Here is a 16,298-nt window from a genome sequence, read left to right as displayed (position 1 = left end):
AGCCGGCTGTAGAGATCGCCGAAAGAACCTTGTAGGAGCGCGCTGCGCCTCAGCCGTCCATACCCCCGAAGCGCCCGGAATGGAAATCCTCGAAGGCCTGGTGGATTTCCTGCTCGCTGTTCATCACGAACGGACCATGGCCGACGATGGGTTCATCGATCGGTTCGCCGCTGAGCAGCAGCAATACCGCGTCGGTGTCGGCGTGCAGGTTCAATTGATCACCGGCGCGCTCGAACAGGGCCAATTGCCCCGCCTCCACCCGCTCGCGACCATTGGCCTGGACCGAGCCACGCAGCACGACCAACGCGGTGCTGTGGCCTTCATGCAGGTCGAGCGTCAGGTCCTTGCCGGCATTCAGGCGGATATCCCAGACGTCGATGGGGGTGAAGGTCTTCGCCGGGCCTTGATGGCCCTCGAACGTACCCGCAATCAGGCGCAGGCTGCCGGCGGCGTCCTTCAGGGCGATGTTCGGGATGTCTCCCTTGAGCAGGGTCTGGTAGCCGGCCGGCGCCATTTTGTCCTTGGCTGGCAGGTTGACCCACAATTGGACCATTTCCATGAAACCACCCTGCCGGGCAAAAGCTTCGGAATGAAACTCTTCATGGATGATCCCAGAAGCGGCGGTCATCCACTGCACATCTCCGGGGCCGATCTTGCCGCCGCTGCCGGTGGAGTCCCGGTGTTCCAGCTCGCCCTGGTAGACGATGGTCACGGTCTCGAAACCGCGATGCGGGTGCTGGCCGACGCCACGACGTTCATGGGTGGGCGCAAATTCGGTGGGGGCCGCATGGTCCAGCAGCAGAAATGGGCTGATGTGCTTGCCCAGGTTATCGTAGGAAAATAGCGTGCGAACCGGGAAGCCGTCGCCGACCCAGTGCGGCCTTGGACTGGTGTAGAGGCCAATAATCTGTTTCAAGCTGCGTCTCCAAATCAGGTAATGCGATTCGATGAACACAGCTTAAAACCCACGACGTTAGTTCACCAGACTGCAAAAATCGGTCTTAGCGTTCTATTCACAGAACGGTGATTTTCAAAGCTGATTGCGCTTGGCAAACTCTGACAGGCCCACCAGGGAATTCAACCCAAGCTTTTCCAACAGGCGGGTCTTGTAGGTGCTGACTGTCTTGGGGCTCAGGAACAACGCCTCGGCGATGTCCTTGCCTCGCATGCCCATCTCCAGCATCCGTAAAATGGAAAGCTCGCGCGTGGACAGCCTCTCCAGCGCCTGCTGCTCGGATTGTTGTTGGAAATCCAGCCTGACGGGCATCTGGGGGAAATAGGAATAGCCGGACTTCATGGCGTGAATGGCCTTGATCAGCTCTTTCAAATCGCTTTTCTTGGTCACGAACCCCCTGGCCCCGGCCGAGATACAGCGATTGCAGAAATGCTGGGCATCCTGGGAGGTGAACACCAGCACGGCGCACCCCGGATACTGGCCAGTGATCCAGACCAACAGGTCCAGGCCATCGAAACCGTTCATCACCAGGTCCAGGATCACCAGCTCCGGAACATCGTCCTTGATGCGGGTCCTGGCCTCGGTCGCGCCGCTGACATCCGTGACAGCGAATCCTTCGTTCTGGCAGACAAGCCGCAGCGCCCCTCGGATGACAGGGTGGTCATCGACAATCAGTACTTTTTTCAATACAGCTCCCCGGAGTCAATGCAAACGGCGCCGACGCCATGACTGCACCGGACTGTTACACAGGTAATTGGTCGCGCCACCTGTCAGATCTGACAGTGCCGACCAACGGCGCGCATCAGCCGCCGTGCCCTTGTCTGACGGTGCCTCCCCAGGGTTGGGCCGACTCGCTGGCCTCGGGATCGACGCCCTTCATCAGGCGCCGCAGCGAAACAGCATCGGGTAACTGGGCGGTAGTCATTTGCAAACTGGCTCGTCCACTGGCGGGCAACGTCCCCAGCGCAGCTTCCTGAGTGTTATAGATCAGGCCATGACGGACTTGCGGGTTATCGAGACAGAACCCAGGCAGGTCCAGCGCACCCTCTGCCAAGATGGCGTTGACGACAACCAGGTCGAACGGCTCGCAGCCATAGTCCACCAACGTCAGGAACTCATGCACGTCACTCACCGGCGCAATGCGGAAATAGCCCAGGTGATTGAACAGGCGTTCCAACTGCATTCGGTGAAAATGCAACGGGTCGGCAATCATGATACGTAATGCTTTATTTGGCATGGCAGGCATTCCAATGGCGACGCGACAGGTACGAACCGGCTTGGGAACGTTAAGTCGCGTCAGGCTAGAGGAAGGTTTTTAGCGACGCTGTAGGACGAATCCCAAAAGCAGGCGGAAAAATCGCCAAACGACCTGCGGTTCTGCAGCCATCGATCAGTCCTGGTTGCCTGAAGGTTCAATCGCACCTCGTTGCGACCCGGTGACGAAGCGTGCGCTCGCCATATGAATTTCCAGCCGTTCGGCCAGGCGTTCCATCGCCTGGCGCAATAGGTCTACCGCTTCGGCGAGTGACGAAACGGCGCCCGCCCGACAGGCGCTTTCCAGTGCATCGCAGGCCGCGATCAGCCGCTGTGCCTGGATAAGCCGTGCCCCGCCCTTGATCCGATGCGCCAGATCGGACAACCCGGGCAAGTCGTGACGCGAAAACAATGGCTGCAACCGAGCCTTGTCCAACGCATTGCTATCGATCAGCTCCTGCAACAACTTGCCGAGTGAAATCCTGTCGCCGCCCGTCAGTTGTTCCAGGCTGGTCAAATCGAAGTCGTCAGCGGCGGCGGCCGGCTCCACGGCGGAACCGGCCGTGATCAATACCAGGCAGGCATCCAGTTGCTTGAGGCTGATGGGTTTGAACAGGCAATCGTCCATGCCCGCCGCAAGACAACGGTCTCTTTCCTCGGGCTGGGCATTGGCCGTGAACCCGAGGATTTTCGTTGGCGACAAGCCTTGGACCCGCTCTTCGTTGCGAATGGCGCGCGCCAGTTCGTAGCCGCTCATCAGCGGCATGTTGCAGTCAGTGATGACCACATCGAAGTGCCCGGCGCGCCACACACGCAAACCCTCGGCGCCGTCTTCAGCTTCATGCGCAACGTGGCCCAGGTAATTCATCTGCTGGGACAACAACAAGCGGTTGGCCGGGTAGTCGTCAACCACCAGGACGTTGAGCACCTGGGCCGGCGCCAGCGTCTCGTCCTGGACCGCTGGCGCTTGGGTCACGGCTTCGAGCAACGGCAACTCCAGCAGGATTTCGACCTGCGTGCCCTGCCCCGGCACGCTACTGAGCCGCAGGCTGCCTCCCATCATTTCGCACAAGGTGCGACTGATGACCAACCCCAACCCGGAACCGCCGCGAGCAGCTTCGGTATTGTCGCCAACTTGGGTAAACGGGCTGAACAGCCGTCGCTGGTCCTGGGCGGATATTCCGGCGCCGGTGTCTTCGACCCGCAGGTGAATGTCCAGACGCTTGCCGTCACGCGTCGGTTCGGTTCTCAAGCCCAGGCGCACGCAGCCTTGGTCGGTGAACTTGATGGCATTGCTCAGAACGTTCGAGACAATCTGCTTGAAGCGCAGCGGGTCAATCGACACGTCATGATTGCTTGCCGCATCCAGGTCCAGTTGCAGACGCAGCTGTTTCTGCCGGGCCAGGCCTTCGAACATTCTCGCTACCGACTCGGTCAAGGCCCGCAGGTTGGCCCGCTCGGGCACCAGCGACAGCCGTCCCGATTCGATGCGAGCGATGTCGAGGATGTCGCCGATCAAATCCAACAAGCCTTGGGCAGCACTCGACGCAACTTCGAGGGCGGGCCGGTCCATGACGCCCCGATCGGCTTTTTTCAACGCCAGTTCCAGCATGCCGATCACGGCGTTCATCGGCGTGCGGATTTCATGGCTCATGATCGCCAGGAACGTGGTCTTGGCCCGGTTGGCATCGTCGGCGCTGGCCTTGGCCACGCGCAACTGCTCCAGCAGCCGCCGCAGGTAGATGACCCAGCCCAACGTCAACAACAACAGCAGCGCGGCGATGGCAAACCCTCGGACGATGGTGGTGCGGTTGCGCAGCCAGTAGCTGTCGTCGATCACCACTTCACTGCGCCAACGGTTGGTCAGCTCATCCATTTCCTCGGGGGAAATGCTCAGTAGCGCCTTGTCCAGGATTGAATACAGTTGCGGCGCGTCCCGGTTCGTTGCCAGGGCAACGCGCGCGGGCACCGTGCCCACGGTGCTGGTGACTTGCAGCGAGCCGCGATACTGGCGAGAAATCATATAGCGGGCGCTGATCAACGAATTGATCGCGCCATCCGCCGTGCCCGCAGCGACCATGGCCATGGCGTCGGCGGCGTTTTGCGCCGATACCAGTTGCACGCCGGGAAACTGCTCCAGCAGGTAGTCACGCAGTACGTTGCCTCGCACCAACGCCAGTCGCTTGCCAGCCATCCGATCCACCGTCAACGCGTCCCTGGCCTTGATGGGCACCACCAGCACGAACGGGTTCGTCAGGTACGGTCGGGTAAAACGCAACTCATCCTCGAGCTCGGAACTGGGGATGGCGGTCGCCAGCACGTCGGCTTTGCCGCTGGTGATCAGGCCGATCAGTGCGTCCACCGAGTCGCCACGCTGGATGTCGAATTTCAGGCCGGTACGCAGGCTGATCCTGGCCAGCACGTCGGCACCGATACCGCGCAGATGGCCCTGCTCGTCAAAAAAAGTCAGCGGCAGGAAATGTTCGCTGACCGCCACTTTGATCCGCGGATGTGCGTCGAGCCAACGCTGTTCATTGACACTGAAATGCACCGCTGGCTGACCCGCCACGCTCGCCCCGCCGGCGCTCCAACGCCGCAGGATACCCATGCGCTCGCCAACGGGAATGGCTTGCAGGGCGGCATTGACGATGCGCAACAGCCGCCCATTGTCGCGACTGACCGCGAAGGCGAAGGGTTGCACTTCCATGCGAGAAAAATCCACCAACTGGACGTTGTTCAGGTAGTTCTTGCTGATCAGGTAATGGGCGCTGATCGAATCTCCCAGGTAGACATCGGCCTGGCCAAACGCTACGGCGCCAATGGCGCTCAAGGTCGAGGGGAACAACTGCAAAGTGGCGTCGGGATAGAACGCCTCGACCTGGTCCGGTGGCAAGTAGTGATAAAGCATCGCTACCCGCTTGCCCGCCAGGTCCGTGGGCACATCCTCGCTGTCGTCGACGCGGGCCACCAGGGTGGGCAGGTCATCGGCGTAGGCTTGGGACATGACTAGCGCGGGATCGCTGGCCTCGAAGCCGTTGGCGGTGCCGAGCAGATCGATCTCCCCGTCGCGCAGCGCCTGGAGCGATGCGTCCCGTGACGCGTAGCGCCGCACTTGGATCTCGACATGCAGCAGCTGCCCCAGCAATTGGGCGTAATCAGCCGTCAATCCCTCATAATCCCGGTCATTTGCGGTGATACTGAACGGCGGATAATCCGGCGCCGAGGCACCCAGCAGCAACCGGCCCTTTTGCCGCAGCCAGCGCCGATCGGCCTCGTCCAGGGACACGGAATAGTCGCTCACGGTGGAACGCCCGAGCACGCGCAGCGACTCGGGTTCGGCACCCACCTGTGGCGCCACACATGCTAAGCCCAGCCATATCGCCGCCAGGCCTGTGCGCAGAAACAGCATCATTGGATCAGGGTTTCGCTTGGCGAAATCGGCCCGGAGCGCTACAGGCTAGCGACCGGCTGATAGGTTCGAACTGCCAAAGCGAGGGAACAGCGAACCGTCAACGTACCCGCCAGCCGAAACCAGGAGGCACGTTGAGAGTGTAGGAAGTTTCTGAGGAATTTCCCGGCGAGCGTGGGATTGGGACTATTTCGTTGCTGAGACCTACGCCATGGCCAGCTTCAAGTCGCCCACCGAATGCCCCTGCCCGCGATGGTTGCCATGCTCATAGAGAGAGCCGGCGATTTCATCGGCGCGCACCGGCAGGATCGACAACAAGGTGTCGCTCAGGCCATGGCTGGCCTGGCAGAAACCCTGCATGTAGATCGCGGCCTTGCAGCGCTCGTCGGTGATCAACTTGTAGTTGCGATCCACCTCGAAATCTCCCAGGTACGGCGCCAGCGGCTCGAGCAACGTACGGTGCATCTGCCGCTCGTAACCGGTGGCGAGCACCACCGCGTCATAGCGGCGCACCGTCAGTTCACCGGTGGCATTGTTGCGCACCGCCAGTTCCACGCCGGCGTCAGTGGCGGTGGCTTGATCCACCGTAGTGAGGGTGCGGAAGGCGTGGCGCGCCACGCCCGATACCTTCTGCCGGTAGAAAATCCCGTAGATGCGTTCGATCAGGTCAATGTCCACCACTGAATAATTGGTGTTGTGGTACTCGTTGACCAAGCGCTCGCGCTCGCTATGGGGTTGCTGGAACACCAGGTCGGTGAATTCCGGGGAGAACACTTCGTTGACGAACGGGCTGTCGTCCGCCGGCTTGAGGGCCGAGCCGCGCAGGATCATGTCGACCTGCACCGACGGGAAGCTGTCGTTGAGGTCGATAAAGGCCTCCGCCGCGCTTTGCCCGCCGCCGATAATGGCGATGCTCATTGGCTGGCCGCTCACGCAGGGTTGGGTCGCCATGCGCTCCAGGTATTGAGAATGGTGGAAGACCCGGGCGTCATTCTTGAAGCCTTTGAACGCTTCGGGAATACGCGGCGTGCCACCGGCACTGACCACCACCGAACGGGTGATGCGTACGAATTCCTCACCCTGGCCACTACGGGAAATCACCCGCAGCGCTTCGACTTGCTGGTTGTGCAGCACCGGTTCGATGCGCAGCACTTCTTCGCCGTAGCGGCTTTGCCCGGCAAACTGCGCCGCGACCCAACGCAGGTAATCGTTGTACTCCATGCGGCACGGGTAGAAGGTTCCAAGGTTGATGAAATCAACCAGGCGGCCATGGTGCTTGAGGTAATTGACGAACGAATACGGGCTGGTGGGATTGCGCAGGGTCACCAGGTCCTTGAGGAACGAGATCTGCAACTCGCTCTGGGTCACCAGGGTGTTGCCATGCCAGCGATAGTCGGCCTGTTTGTCGAGGAACAGCACATCCAGCTCGCCCTGGACCTGGCCGCGCTCCTGGAGCGCAATGGCCAGCGCCAGGTTCGAGGGGCCGAAGCCGATGCCGATCAAGTCGTGAACGTTGGGCGCAGCAATTGCCTGAGTCATGTCCAGTGTCCTCTGGAGAAGCCCCTCAACAGGGCGCGAAAGCCTGGTGACTCGCTCGGCCCGCGTAAGGCCGTCAAGTCGTCTGTTGAGAGGAACGAGGACGGTGTGGGGAAATTTACCGCTGCGCGATCAGTGAAGGTGAATCAAGGCGCGTCCCACTGCCGCACGCGCACCCGACAATGCTTCATGGCGTTGACGATGTGCTTCTCCACCAACGCCCGGGAAATGCCCAGGCGCTCGGCGATCTGCGCATGGGACAAGCCTTCGAGCTTGCGCAGCAGGAAGCTCTCGCGACACAGCGGTGGCAACTCGGCCAGGGCCCGTTGCAGCATGCCCAGGCGCTGGCCGTGGTCGAGGCTGGTATGGGGCGATGGGGTGAAGAAGCGTTCCTCACTGTCCAATACGTCGAGCGATTCGACCTGACGCAGCGTATTGCGCCGATGGCCGTCGATCACCAGGTTCAATGCGGTGCGATAAAGGAACGCCCGGGGTTGCTCAATGGGCGTATCACTGGCGCGCTCCAGTACCCGCACGTAGGCGTCATGCACCACATCCTCGGCCGCCTGGCGGTTGCCTAGCCTGGCGTTCAGGAAACACACCAGTTCGCGATAGTAGTTTTCCAACATGACTCCCGTGCGCAATGTCTGCGACAACTATCCCTGTGCCAACCGGCATGCCGAAAAATCGCATGGCACGATAGTGGCAGATTCAATAGCGTAATTTATAGTAATTCTCATATAGATTTAAAGCTTTGGTTTGTATCAAGGCGGCTTCGTTTATTCCCAGTAGCGCCAGGTATTTGCTTTTGTGGCGAGGGAGCTTGCTCCCGCTGGCCTGCGCAGCAGGCCCAAGGCAGGCGACATTTTTAAAACTGGGGCTCAGTTTTGGGGCCGCTTCGCGGCCCAGCGGGAGCAAGCTCCCTCGCCACGGGGTTAGTGTCGTTCAACTGGCACCCGCTAAATTCCCGCCCGTAACGCTCGTCTACCAGAACACCCCCCCGTCCCTGCTGCTCCTGCGACGGGGCCCGATATCATTGGCCGGAACCCTGCATGAATCGTCCCCGCCTCACCCGACCCGCCTGGCTCCTGACCTTCGCCCTCTTGCCGGCCGTGGCTTTCGCTGCGTGGCAAGCGGTTGCGCCGAACCGTGCCCCCATGGCCACCGTCGCCGTCACCCGTGGCGATATCGAAAACAGCGTCACCGCCCTTGGCACCCTGCAACCAAGGCGTTACGTGGATGTGGGCGCTCAAGCGTCCGGGCAGATCCAGAAGATCCATGTCGAAGCCGGTGACGAGGTCCACGAAGGCCAGCTATTGGTAGAAATCGACCCGTCCACGCAAAAAGCCAGGCTCGACGCCGGGCGCTTTTCCATTGAGAACCTCAAGGCCCAGCTCCAGGAACAGCGCGCCCAACACGACCTGGCACAGCAGAAATTCCGTCGCCAGCAGCAACTCAAGGCCGGCGGCGCCACTCGCGAAGAAGATGTGCAGACCGCCCAGGCCGAAGTGCGGGCGACCCAGGCGCGCATCGACATGTTCCAGGCGCAGATCCGCCAGGCCCAGGCCAGCTTGCGCAGCGACGAGGCCGAGTTGGGCTACACGCGCATTTATGCGCCGATGAGCGGCACCGTCGTCGCCATCGGTGCCCGGGAAGGCCAGACCCTCAACGCCCAGCAGCAAACCCCGCTGATCCTGCGCATTGCGCGGCTGTCGCCGATGACGGTCTGGGCCGAAGTTTCGGAAGCCGACATCGGCCACGTCAAGCCGGGCATGACCGCCTACTTCACGACATTGGCCGGTGGCAGCCGGCGCTGGAGCAGCACCGTGCGGCAGGTCCTACCGGTGCCGCCACGCCCGCTGGAAGCCAGCCAGGGCGGCGGCCCTACCGGTGGCCGCAGCGGCAGCGAACGGGTGGTGCTCTACACCGTGTTGCTGGACGTCGACAACGCCGACCGCGCGCTGATGACCGACATGACCGCCCAGGTATTTTTCGTCGCCGCCCAAGCCAAGGACGTGCTGACCGTGCCCATCGCCGCCTTGCAGGACGCCGGTCAGGTACGGGTGCTGGCCGACAATGGCGACGTCCAGCCGCGCACTGTTCGCACCGGCGTCAGCGACCGCCTGCGCACGCAAATTATCGAGGGTCTGAACGAAGGCGACCGGGTGCTGATCGGACCGGCCAGCGGCAGCGGGGGCTGAAATGGATACGCCCCTGATCGAACTGCGGGACATTCGCAAGGCCTACGGCGGCGGCGACAGCCCACGGGTGGAAGTCTTGCGTGGCATCGACTTGTCGATCCATGCGGGGGAGTTCCTGGCGATTGTCGGGGCGTCCGGCTCCGGTAAATCGACGCTGATGAATATCCTCGGCTGCCTCGACCGTCCCACCCGTGGCGAGTATCTTTTCGCCGGCGAAGACGTCGCCGGCCTGGGCAGCGACGAACTCGCCTGGCTGCGGCGCGAAGCGTTTGGCTTTGTGTTTCAGGGCTACCACCTGATCCCCTCCGGCAGCGCCCAGGAAAACGTCGAGATGCCGGCCATCTACGCCGGCACCTCGGCCGCCGAGCGCCACGCCCGGGCCAGCGCCCTGCTCGAACGCCTCGGCTTGGCAAGCCGCACCGGCAACCGTCCCCACCAGCTGTCCGGCGGGCAGCAACAGCGGGTATCGATTGCCCGGGCCTTGATGAACGGCGGGCACATCATCCTCGCCGACGAACCCACCGGCGCGCTCGACAGCCAGAGCGGGATCGAGGTCATGGCGCTACTCGACGAACTGGCGAGCCAGGGTCATGTGGTGATCCTGATCACCCACGATCGCGACGTGGCCGCGCGGGCCAAACGCATCATCGAAATCCGCGATGGGCTGATCATCAGCGACAGCGCCACCGCTTCGCCGACCGCCCCACAAGCCAATCCGAACGCGTTGCAAGCGGTGGACCTGCGCCAGCGCCTGAGCGCCGGCAGCGAGCACAACGGTGCCTGGAAAGGTGAGCTGATCGACGCGGTACAAGCGGCGTGGCGAGTGATGTGGATCAACCGCTTTCGCACCGCCCTGACCTTGCTCGGCATCGTCATCGGCGTGGCCTCGGTGGTGGTGATGCTGGCCGTGGGCGAAGGCAGCAAGCGCCAGGTCATGGCCCAGATGGGCGCCTTCGGCTCGAACATTATCTACCTCAACGGCACGGCACCCAATCCGCGCGCCACCAAGGGCATCATCAGCGAACACGACATTGCCGCCCTCGCCGCCCTGCCCGAAGTGCAGCGCATCATGCCGGTCAACGGCAACAACGCCAACGTGCGTTTCGGCAACCTCGACCACACCAGCTATGTGGGCGGCAACGACACCAACTTCCCGACCATTTTCAATTGGCCGGTGGCCCAGGGCAGTTACTTCAGCGAAGCCGACGAACGCAGCGCAGCAGCGGTAGCCGTGATCGGCTACAAGGTCCGGCAGAAGTTGCTCAAGGATGTCGTCGATCCCATCGGCCGCTACATCCTGATCGAAAACGTACCGTTCCAGGTCGTCGGCGTGCTGGCCGAAAAAGGCGCCAGCTCTGGCGACTCGGACGCCGACAATCGCATCGCGGTGCCCTATTCCGCCGCCAGCGTGCGCTTGTTCGGCACACGTCATCCGGAATACGTAGTGATCGCGGCGCGGGACGCCGGCAAGGTCAAGGAAGCCGAGGACGCCGTTTCCCGCACCCTGTTGCGCCTGCATGACGGCAAGCAGGATTTCGAGCTGACCAACAACGCCGCGATGATCCAGGCCGAGGCCCGCACCCAAGGCACGCTGTCGCTGATGCTCGGGGCCATTGCGGCGATTTCACTGCTGGTGGGCGGCATCGGCGTGATGAACATCATGCTCATGACGGTGCGCGAACGGACTCGGGAGATCGGCATCCGCATGGCCACCGGCGCCCGCCAGCGCGACATCCTGCGCCAGTTCCTGACTGAAGCGGTGATGCTCTCCGTGGTCGGTGGATTGGCCGGCATCGGCCTGGCCTTGCTGGTGGGCGGCGCATTGCTGCTGGGCAAGATCGCCGTGGCCTTCGAATGGCTGGCGGTGTTCGGCGCCTTCGGTTGCGCGCTGATCACTGGCGTCGTCTTCGGTTTCATGCCCGCCCGCAAGGCGGCTCGCCTCGACCCGGTCGCGGCCCTCACCAGTGAATGAACCCCACCCTATGAAAGCGCACCTGACCCTTCTGGCCGCCAGCCTGTTGCTGGCGGCCTGCGCCACTCCTGCGTCGGCACCGGACAGCGGCATCCAGCCGCCCCAGGCCTGGCAGAGCCTCGACACCCCTGGCAGCCGAGCGGATAACCAACAATGGTGGACGCATTTCGGCAGTCCGCAACTCGATCAATTGATCGAACAGGCACGCTTGGGTAGCTTCGACTTGGCCGCGGCCATGGCCCGGGTGCGCCAGGCCCAGGCCAGCGCGGTGATCGCCGGCGCGCCGTTGCTGCCCGCGGTCACGGCCGGGCTCAACGGCAATCGCCAGGAATTGTTGCGCGGCAAAGGCTACAGCCAACTGGACGTCGACCGGGACAACCGCACCATCGATTACTACGACGCCAACCTCAGCACCAGCTATGAGCTGGATTTCTGGGGCGGCAAGCGGGCGGCCCGGGACAGCGCGCAGAGCTCGCTGTCGGCCAGCCAGTTCGACCGGGCGACGGTGGAGCTGACCTTGCTCAGCGGCGTCGCCAACAGTTACACCCAAGCCTTATCGCTGCGCGAACAACAGCGGATCGCCGAACTGAACCTGGCCAACGCACAAAACGTCTTGAAGCTGGTGCAAACCCGCTACGACGCCGGCAGCGCCACTGCCCTGGAGCTGTCCCAGCAAAAAAGCCTGGTGGCGACCCAACAACGCCGCGTGCCGCAAGTGCAACAACAAGCCCGCGAAGCGTTGATCACCCTCGCGGCGTTGCTGGGCCAACCGGTGCAGTCGCTCCAGCTCGACGATGAACCGTTCGACCGCTTGCACTGGCCCGCCATCAACGCCGGCGTGCCCAGCGAGCTGCTGCGCCGCCGCCCCGATATCGCCGCCGCCGAAGCACGCCTCGCCGCCGCTCAGGCTGATATCACCGTGGCCCGCGCCGCCATGCTGCCCTCGGTCACCCTGGGCCTGAGCTTGGCCACTGGCGCCGACATCGCCGATCAATTGCTGCGCAACAACGTCTACAACCTCGGCGCCGGCCTGACCGCACCGATCTTCAACAACGGCCGCCTGCGGGCCGAACGGGACAGGGCCAGCGCCCGGCAAGAAGAATTGCTGGAAACCTATCGCGCGGCGATCGTGAACGGCTTCGCCGACGTCGAAAAAGCCCTGAACAGCATCAACGGATTGGATCAGCAACGGCAATGGCAGACCGAAGAACTGCACCAGGCCCAGACCGCCTTCGACATTGCCCAAAGCCGCTACCAGGCCGGCGCCGAAGACCTGCTCACCGTGCTCGAAACCCAACGCACGTTGTACGCGGCACAGGACATGAACGTGCAACTGCGGTTGGCGCGGGTGCAGGCGAGCGTGGCGTTGTACAAGGCGTTGGGTGGGGGTTGGCGGGTGGCGCCGATCTAAAGCCGAGCACCACCGTGGCGAGGGAGCTTGCTCCCGCTGGGCTGCGTAGCAGCCCCAATGGCAAGCGCATCGGTGGGCCAGGTGTTTTGAGGCGGCTGGTTCTGGGGCCGCTGCGCAGCCCAGCGGGAGCAAGCTCCCTCGCCACGGGTAATTCGTCTCTTCAAAAATAGTGTTCGGCTCGGGTTCTGTTTATCGGGCTATGTAGGACACCCGAGCGAGGCTACGTTGCCTTGCGTCATTGCCTACAACTACGCCAGAATCCGCCGGCTTGTGCGTCTGGCTCGTGGCTTTTACTGTTTCCGGGTCGCTGATTTCAGCGATCGGGTTTGGTAGCCCGCGAGTCAACTAGGCGCAAGCGCCACCCTTCGCAGATGCTGTCTGGGCATCTGTTTCATGGTGGCCGTGCGCAGGGCGTCTTCGGGCGCGCCGGGTTCCTAGTGCTCCGGTCTACCAACCCGCGTGCGGCCGCCACCCAATCGTTTGGTAGCGATGGTGTCGGCTCCTGAAAATGAATACTAGGAGTTACACCATGTTCAAGATCACCCCCAATCCCCCCGAAGACGATTCCAGGAAACTCAACGAAGCCGCCGACCGCGCCCTCGCCTTTTACCTCGATCCCAAACCTGAAACACCCAATCCACCGCCGGGCCAGCTATTCACCGTGGCAGAAGGAGCGGACATGGAATGCCTGTTGGCCAACCTCAGCGAAACCCTCGCCTCGGTCAACGTCATGGCCAGCGAATTGGCCTTTGATCTGGAGGGCTCGCGACGGAGTTTCGCACTGGCGATCCAGCAGATGATCGAACTCGGTGAGCTATTGGCGAACCGCGCCCTGGACATCGCCGCGCCGCGCTGACACTCAGAGAAAATCCCAAGCCAAGTGAACCCGTGGCGAGGGAGCTTGCTCCCGCTCGGGCGGGCTGGCGCTCCAGTGCGCAGCGACCGCAAAATCTTGGGGCCGCTGCGCAGCCCAGCGGGAGCAAGCTCCCTCGCCACGGGTAATTCGTCTCGTCAAAAATAGTGTTCGGCTTTGGTTCTGTTTATCGGGCCATGTAGGACTCCCGATCGAGGCTACGTTGCCTTGCGTCATTGCCTACAACTACGCCAGAATCCGCCGGCTTGTGCGTCTGGCCACCTGTCGATAACTTGTTTTCCGCCACTGCCCATCAGTGATCGGGTCTGCAAGCTCGACGAAATACCAGGCGCATAGCCACAAGCCAATCGACACATCCGTGTCGCTCAATGGCGGCTGTGTGCGGGAGACCTTCGGGTCTGCCGGGTTCCTGGTTTCCCGGTCTTGCAGACCTGCACATAGCTACCACCCATCATCTGCAAGTGATGTCTGGCAGCGCCTTGAAATAACCAGGAGCTGCAGAATGTTCAAGATCACCCCCATTCCCCCCGAAGACGATTCCAGGAAACTCGACGAAGCCGCCGACCGCGCCCTCGCCTTTTACCTCGATCCCAAACCTGAAAAACCCAGTCCACCGCCGGGCCAGCTATTCACCGTGGCAGAAGGCGCGGACATGGAATGCCTGTTGGCCAACCTCAGCGAAACCCTCGCCTCGGTCAACGTCATGGCCAGCGAATTGGCGTTTGATTTGGAAGGCTCGCGACGGAGTTTCGCGCTGGCGATCCAGCAGATGATCGAACTCGGCGAGCTACTGGCAAACCGCGCCCTGGACATCGCCGCGCCGCGCTGAAACCTCACACTAACCTCAAGCCAAGTGACATTTTCGATCGTTCCCACGCTCCGCGTGGGAATGCCTCTACGGACGCTCTGCGTTCGGCTCTTGGGGACGCGGAGCGTCCCTGGCTGCATTCCCACGCAAAACGTGGGAACGATCAGTCCAGACAGAAAGAGTTAAACCGGCTTGGACTTCAGATTACGCGCATACCACGGCCGTTGCGGCACGCGGCGGAACAGTTGGGACAGCTTGTCATCGTCGCTGCCAAACGTGATGCGCAACGCCAGTTTCATGGTTTCCGGGTCCATCTCTACCGAGCGTCCGCTCTGCAACCCCGGCGTGGTGCTGCAACCGTGGGTGTCCGGTCCCAGCCAGGGGTCGGCGATTTCGACCCAGCGACCGGGCGCGAACCAAGGCACGCCGCTGACCTCGAGCCGGCTCACTTCGCCCGGATGGAAGCGCTCGTGGGCGCGGTACCAGTCTTCGAGGCGATCGTCGATCCAACCGTGGAAAGCCCAGAACACCGGGCTCACATGGGAGGAAAACGGGTCACCGAGAAAGTCGTTTTCCGGCTCGAACCAACGCTGGGCGAAGTCCGCCTGGTCGCGGGCGAACGGCACCGGGTGGCCGTTGGACGGGTCACGCGGTACCGAGGCCCAGCGCATGTGCAGCCAGTCGTGCAGGCCCAGTTCCACTTCCGAACCGAACTGGCCCAAGGTCAATTTCGACAGGTAGCGCGGGTCGCGATAGCGCGATTCCCAAACCTGGAAATTACTGTGATAGGTCTCGGCGGTCTTGATGTCGCTGACCCACTGGGCGTACTGCTCATCACCACGGGCCAGCCAGGTCGGCGGCAGCGCCGTGCCATCGAGGTTGTCGAAATACCGGGCAAACCCGAGGCGATCACGTTCCAGCTCCGGTTGCGGCAACGGAAAGCGTGGCCACGCCGGTAGCGGTTGGAACGAACGGGCCGTGCCCAGCATGTGCCGGTGCATGAAAAAGAAGTCCACGCCCGAGCCATTGCGGTCCTTACGCTTGCCGCGAGCATCACGTTCCTGACCTCTCGGGCCGGGCTGCCAGCCGATGCCACGCAAGGCATCACGCTTGTCTTCGTCCAAGGTGTGCCATTTGTCCCGCGAGGCATGCCAGAGCTGATGGAACAGCCGGTGCTCGGGTGACACCAGCCAGGCCAGCAACGCCGGGCTCAGCGGTATGCGTTCCCGGGCTTCGGGGAAACGCTGCTTGACCGCAACAAACTGATGATCGAGTTCGGGCAACCCCAACGGACGATCCAGGCGCAACACCCGCCCGCTGAGCGTGGCCGTGCCGGCATTGCCAAAGCCGGCCCAGACTTCGTCCAGGGTCATGATGAATTCGTAATCCGGCGCGTCATGCTCGGCGCCGATCAATCGCCAGCTCAGCTGCTTCGGATCGCTGCCGGCCAGGTCGCCCAATACGCGGTAGCGCGGTTCGTCCCCGGCGCGCAGGCGCTCGGCGGTGTCGAGGCAACCCACCAGGCCACGGCCCTTGTGGGCAATGTCGAGAAACACCTGCAGGCCATCGTCCGGCAGCCCGTCGAGCCCGGCATCGCGTCCGGTAAAACGGATCGTCCAGATGCCGCGCAGTGTATTGGCGCGGCGTTGACCCGCCACGTCCGCCACCTCGAACGAAGCCTCGCCGGGCGTGATGGTCGGGTCCGGCCGGGTCAGTTCACGGTGCCCGTAATACACCGCAGGCACGGCGGCACCGGTCAGCGCCAGGCCTGCCATGAACCATCGTCGAGAAATCGTCATTGCCTTACCTGTGTTCACCCTGGGACGGGCTTTATCCAAGCTAGAACGTAGGCTGAGCGGACAAATTTAAGGCAAGAAA

General features: G+C 62.6%; 12 protein-coding genes. 5 read left to right on the top strand and 7 right to left on the bottom strand.

Translation table 11 applies throughout. The annotated features are described in order from the left end of the window. Nucleotides 1-49 precede the first annotated feature (49 nt). The 6 genes from HU742_RS07935 to HU742_RS07910 all read right to left on the bottom strand — a co-directional run bounded on the left by HU742_RS07935 (nucleotide 50) and on the right by HU742_RS07910 (nucleotide 7,783). Nucleotides 50-916 carry a pirin family protein gene (locus HU742_RS07935; protein WP_186639951.1) on the bottom strand — a complete coding sequence of 289 codons (867 nt, stop codon included), beginning with the start codon at nucleotides 914-916 and terminating at the stop codon, nucleotides 50-52. Nucleotides 917-1,030: 114 nt separating this feature from the next. After that, nucleotides 1,031-1,642, bottom strand: a complete 612-nt coding sequence (locus HU742_RS07930) for a response regulator transcription factor (RefSeq protein ID WP_186642181.1) — start codon at nucleotides 1,640-1,642, stop codon at nucleotides 1,031-1,033. Nucleotides 1,643-1,757: 115 nt separating this feature from the next. Continuing rightward, complete coding sequence (locus HU742_RS07925) at nucleotides 1,758-2,192, bottom strand: response regulator (protein WP_186639955.1); 435 nt, start codon at nucleotides 2,190-2,192, stop codon at nucleotides 1,758-1,760. Between the two features lie 153 nt (nucleotides 2,193-2,345). Continuing rightward, complete coding sequence (locus HU742_RS07920; RefSeq protein ID WP_186639957.1) at nucleotides 2,346-5,621, bottom strand: transporter substrate-binding domain-containing protein; 3,276 nt, start codon at nucleotides 5,619-5,621, stop codon at nucleotides 2,346-2,348. Between the two features lie 201 nt (nucleotides 5,622-5,822). Continuing rightward, on the bottom strand, nucleotides 5,823-7,157 hold the full coding sequence (locus HU742_RS07915) for a lysine N(6)-hydroxylase/L-ornithine N(5)-oxygenase family protein (protein WP_186642180.1): 1,335 nt from the start codon (nucleotides 7,155-7,157) through the stop codon (nucleotides 5,823-5,825). 143 nt (nucleotides 7,158-7,300) lie between these two features. Beyond that, the gene (locus tag HU742_RS07910) at nucleotides 7,301-7,783 is read right to left on the bottom strand and encodes a sigma-70 family RNA polymerase sigma factor (protein ID WP_186614792.1); all 483 of its coding nucleotides are present in this window, start codon (nucleotides 7,781-7,783) and stop codon (nucleotides 7,301-7,303) included. Nucleotides 7,784-8,206: 423 nt separating this feature from the next. Between HU742_RS07910 and HU742_RS07905 the strand changes: the two genes are divergently transcribed. From HU742_RS07905 to HU742_RS07885, 5 genes are all read left to right on the top strand, one after another. Next, the gene (locus HU742_RS07905; RefSeq protein WP_186642179.1) at nucleotides 8,207-9,355 is read left to right on the top strand and encodes an efflux RND transporter periplasmic adaptor subunit; all 1,149 of its coding nucleotides are present in this window, start codon (nucleotides 8,207-8,209) and stop codon (nucleotides 9,353-9,355) included. Between the two features lies 1 nt (nucleotide 9,356). Next, a complete protein-coding gene (locus HU742_RS07900; protein WP_186639963.1) occupies nucleotides 9,357-11,327 on the top strand; it encodes a MacB family efflux pump subunit in 1,971 nt (656 codons plus the stop codon). A gap of 10 nt (nucleotides 11,328-11,337) precedes the next feature. Next, nucleotides 11,338-12,738 (top strand): efflux transporter outer membrane subunit, encoded by a 1,401-nt coding sequence (locus HU742_RS07895; RefSeq protein WP_186642178.1) that lies wholly within the window; start codon nucleotides 11,338-11,340, stop codon nucleotides 12,736-12,738. A gap of 529 nt (nucleotides 12,739-13,267) precedes the next feature. Beyond that, on the top strand, nucleotides 13,268-13,594 hold the full coding sequence (locus HU742_RS07890) for a DUF6124 family protein (protein WP_186642177.1): 327 nt from the start codon (nucleotides 13,268-13,270) through the stop codon (nucleotides 13,592-13,594). Nucleotides 13,595-14,114: 520 nt separating this feature from the next. Continuing rightward, the gene (locus tag HU742_RS07885) at nucleotides 14,115-14,441 is read left to right on the top strand and encodes a DUF6124 family protein (protein WP_186639968.1); all 327 of its coding nucleotides are present in this window, start codon (nucleotides 14,115-14,117) and stop codon (nucleotides 14,439-14,441) included. A 161-nt stretch (nucleotides 14,442-14,602) separates the two neighbouring features. Here the strand turns inward: HU742_RS07885 and pvdP are convergent, their stop codons facing one another. Then, a complete protein-coding gene (pvdP, locus tag HU742_RS07880) occupies nucleotides 14,603-16,219 on the bottom strand; it encodes a pyoverdine maturation tyrosinase PvdP (RefSeq protein WP_186642176.1) in 1,617 nt (538 codons plus the stop codon). Nucleotides 16,220-16,298: the final 79 nt, after the last annotated feature.

This window comes from Pseudomonas marvdashtae (assembly GCF_014268655.2).
Taxonomy (GTDB): Bacteria; Pseudomonadota; Gammaproteobacteria; order Pseudomonadales; family Pseudomonadaceae; genus Aquipseudomonas; species Aquipseudomonas marvdashtae.
The sequence above is the reverse complement of the archived record's forward strand: the minus strand, read 5'-3'. Positions and strand labels throughout refer to the sequence as shown.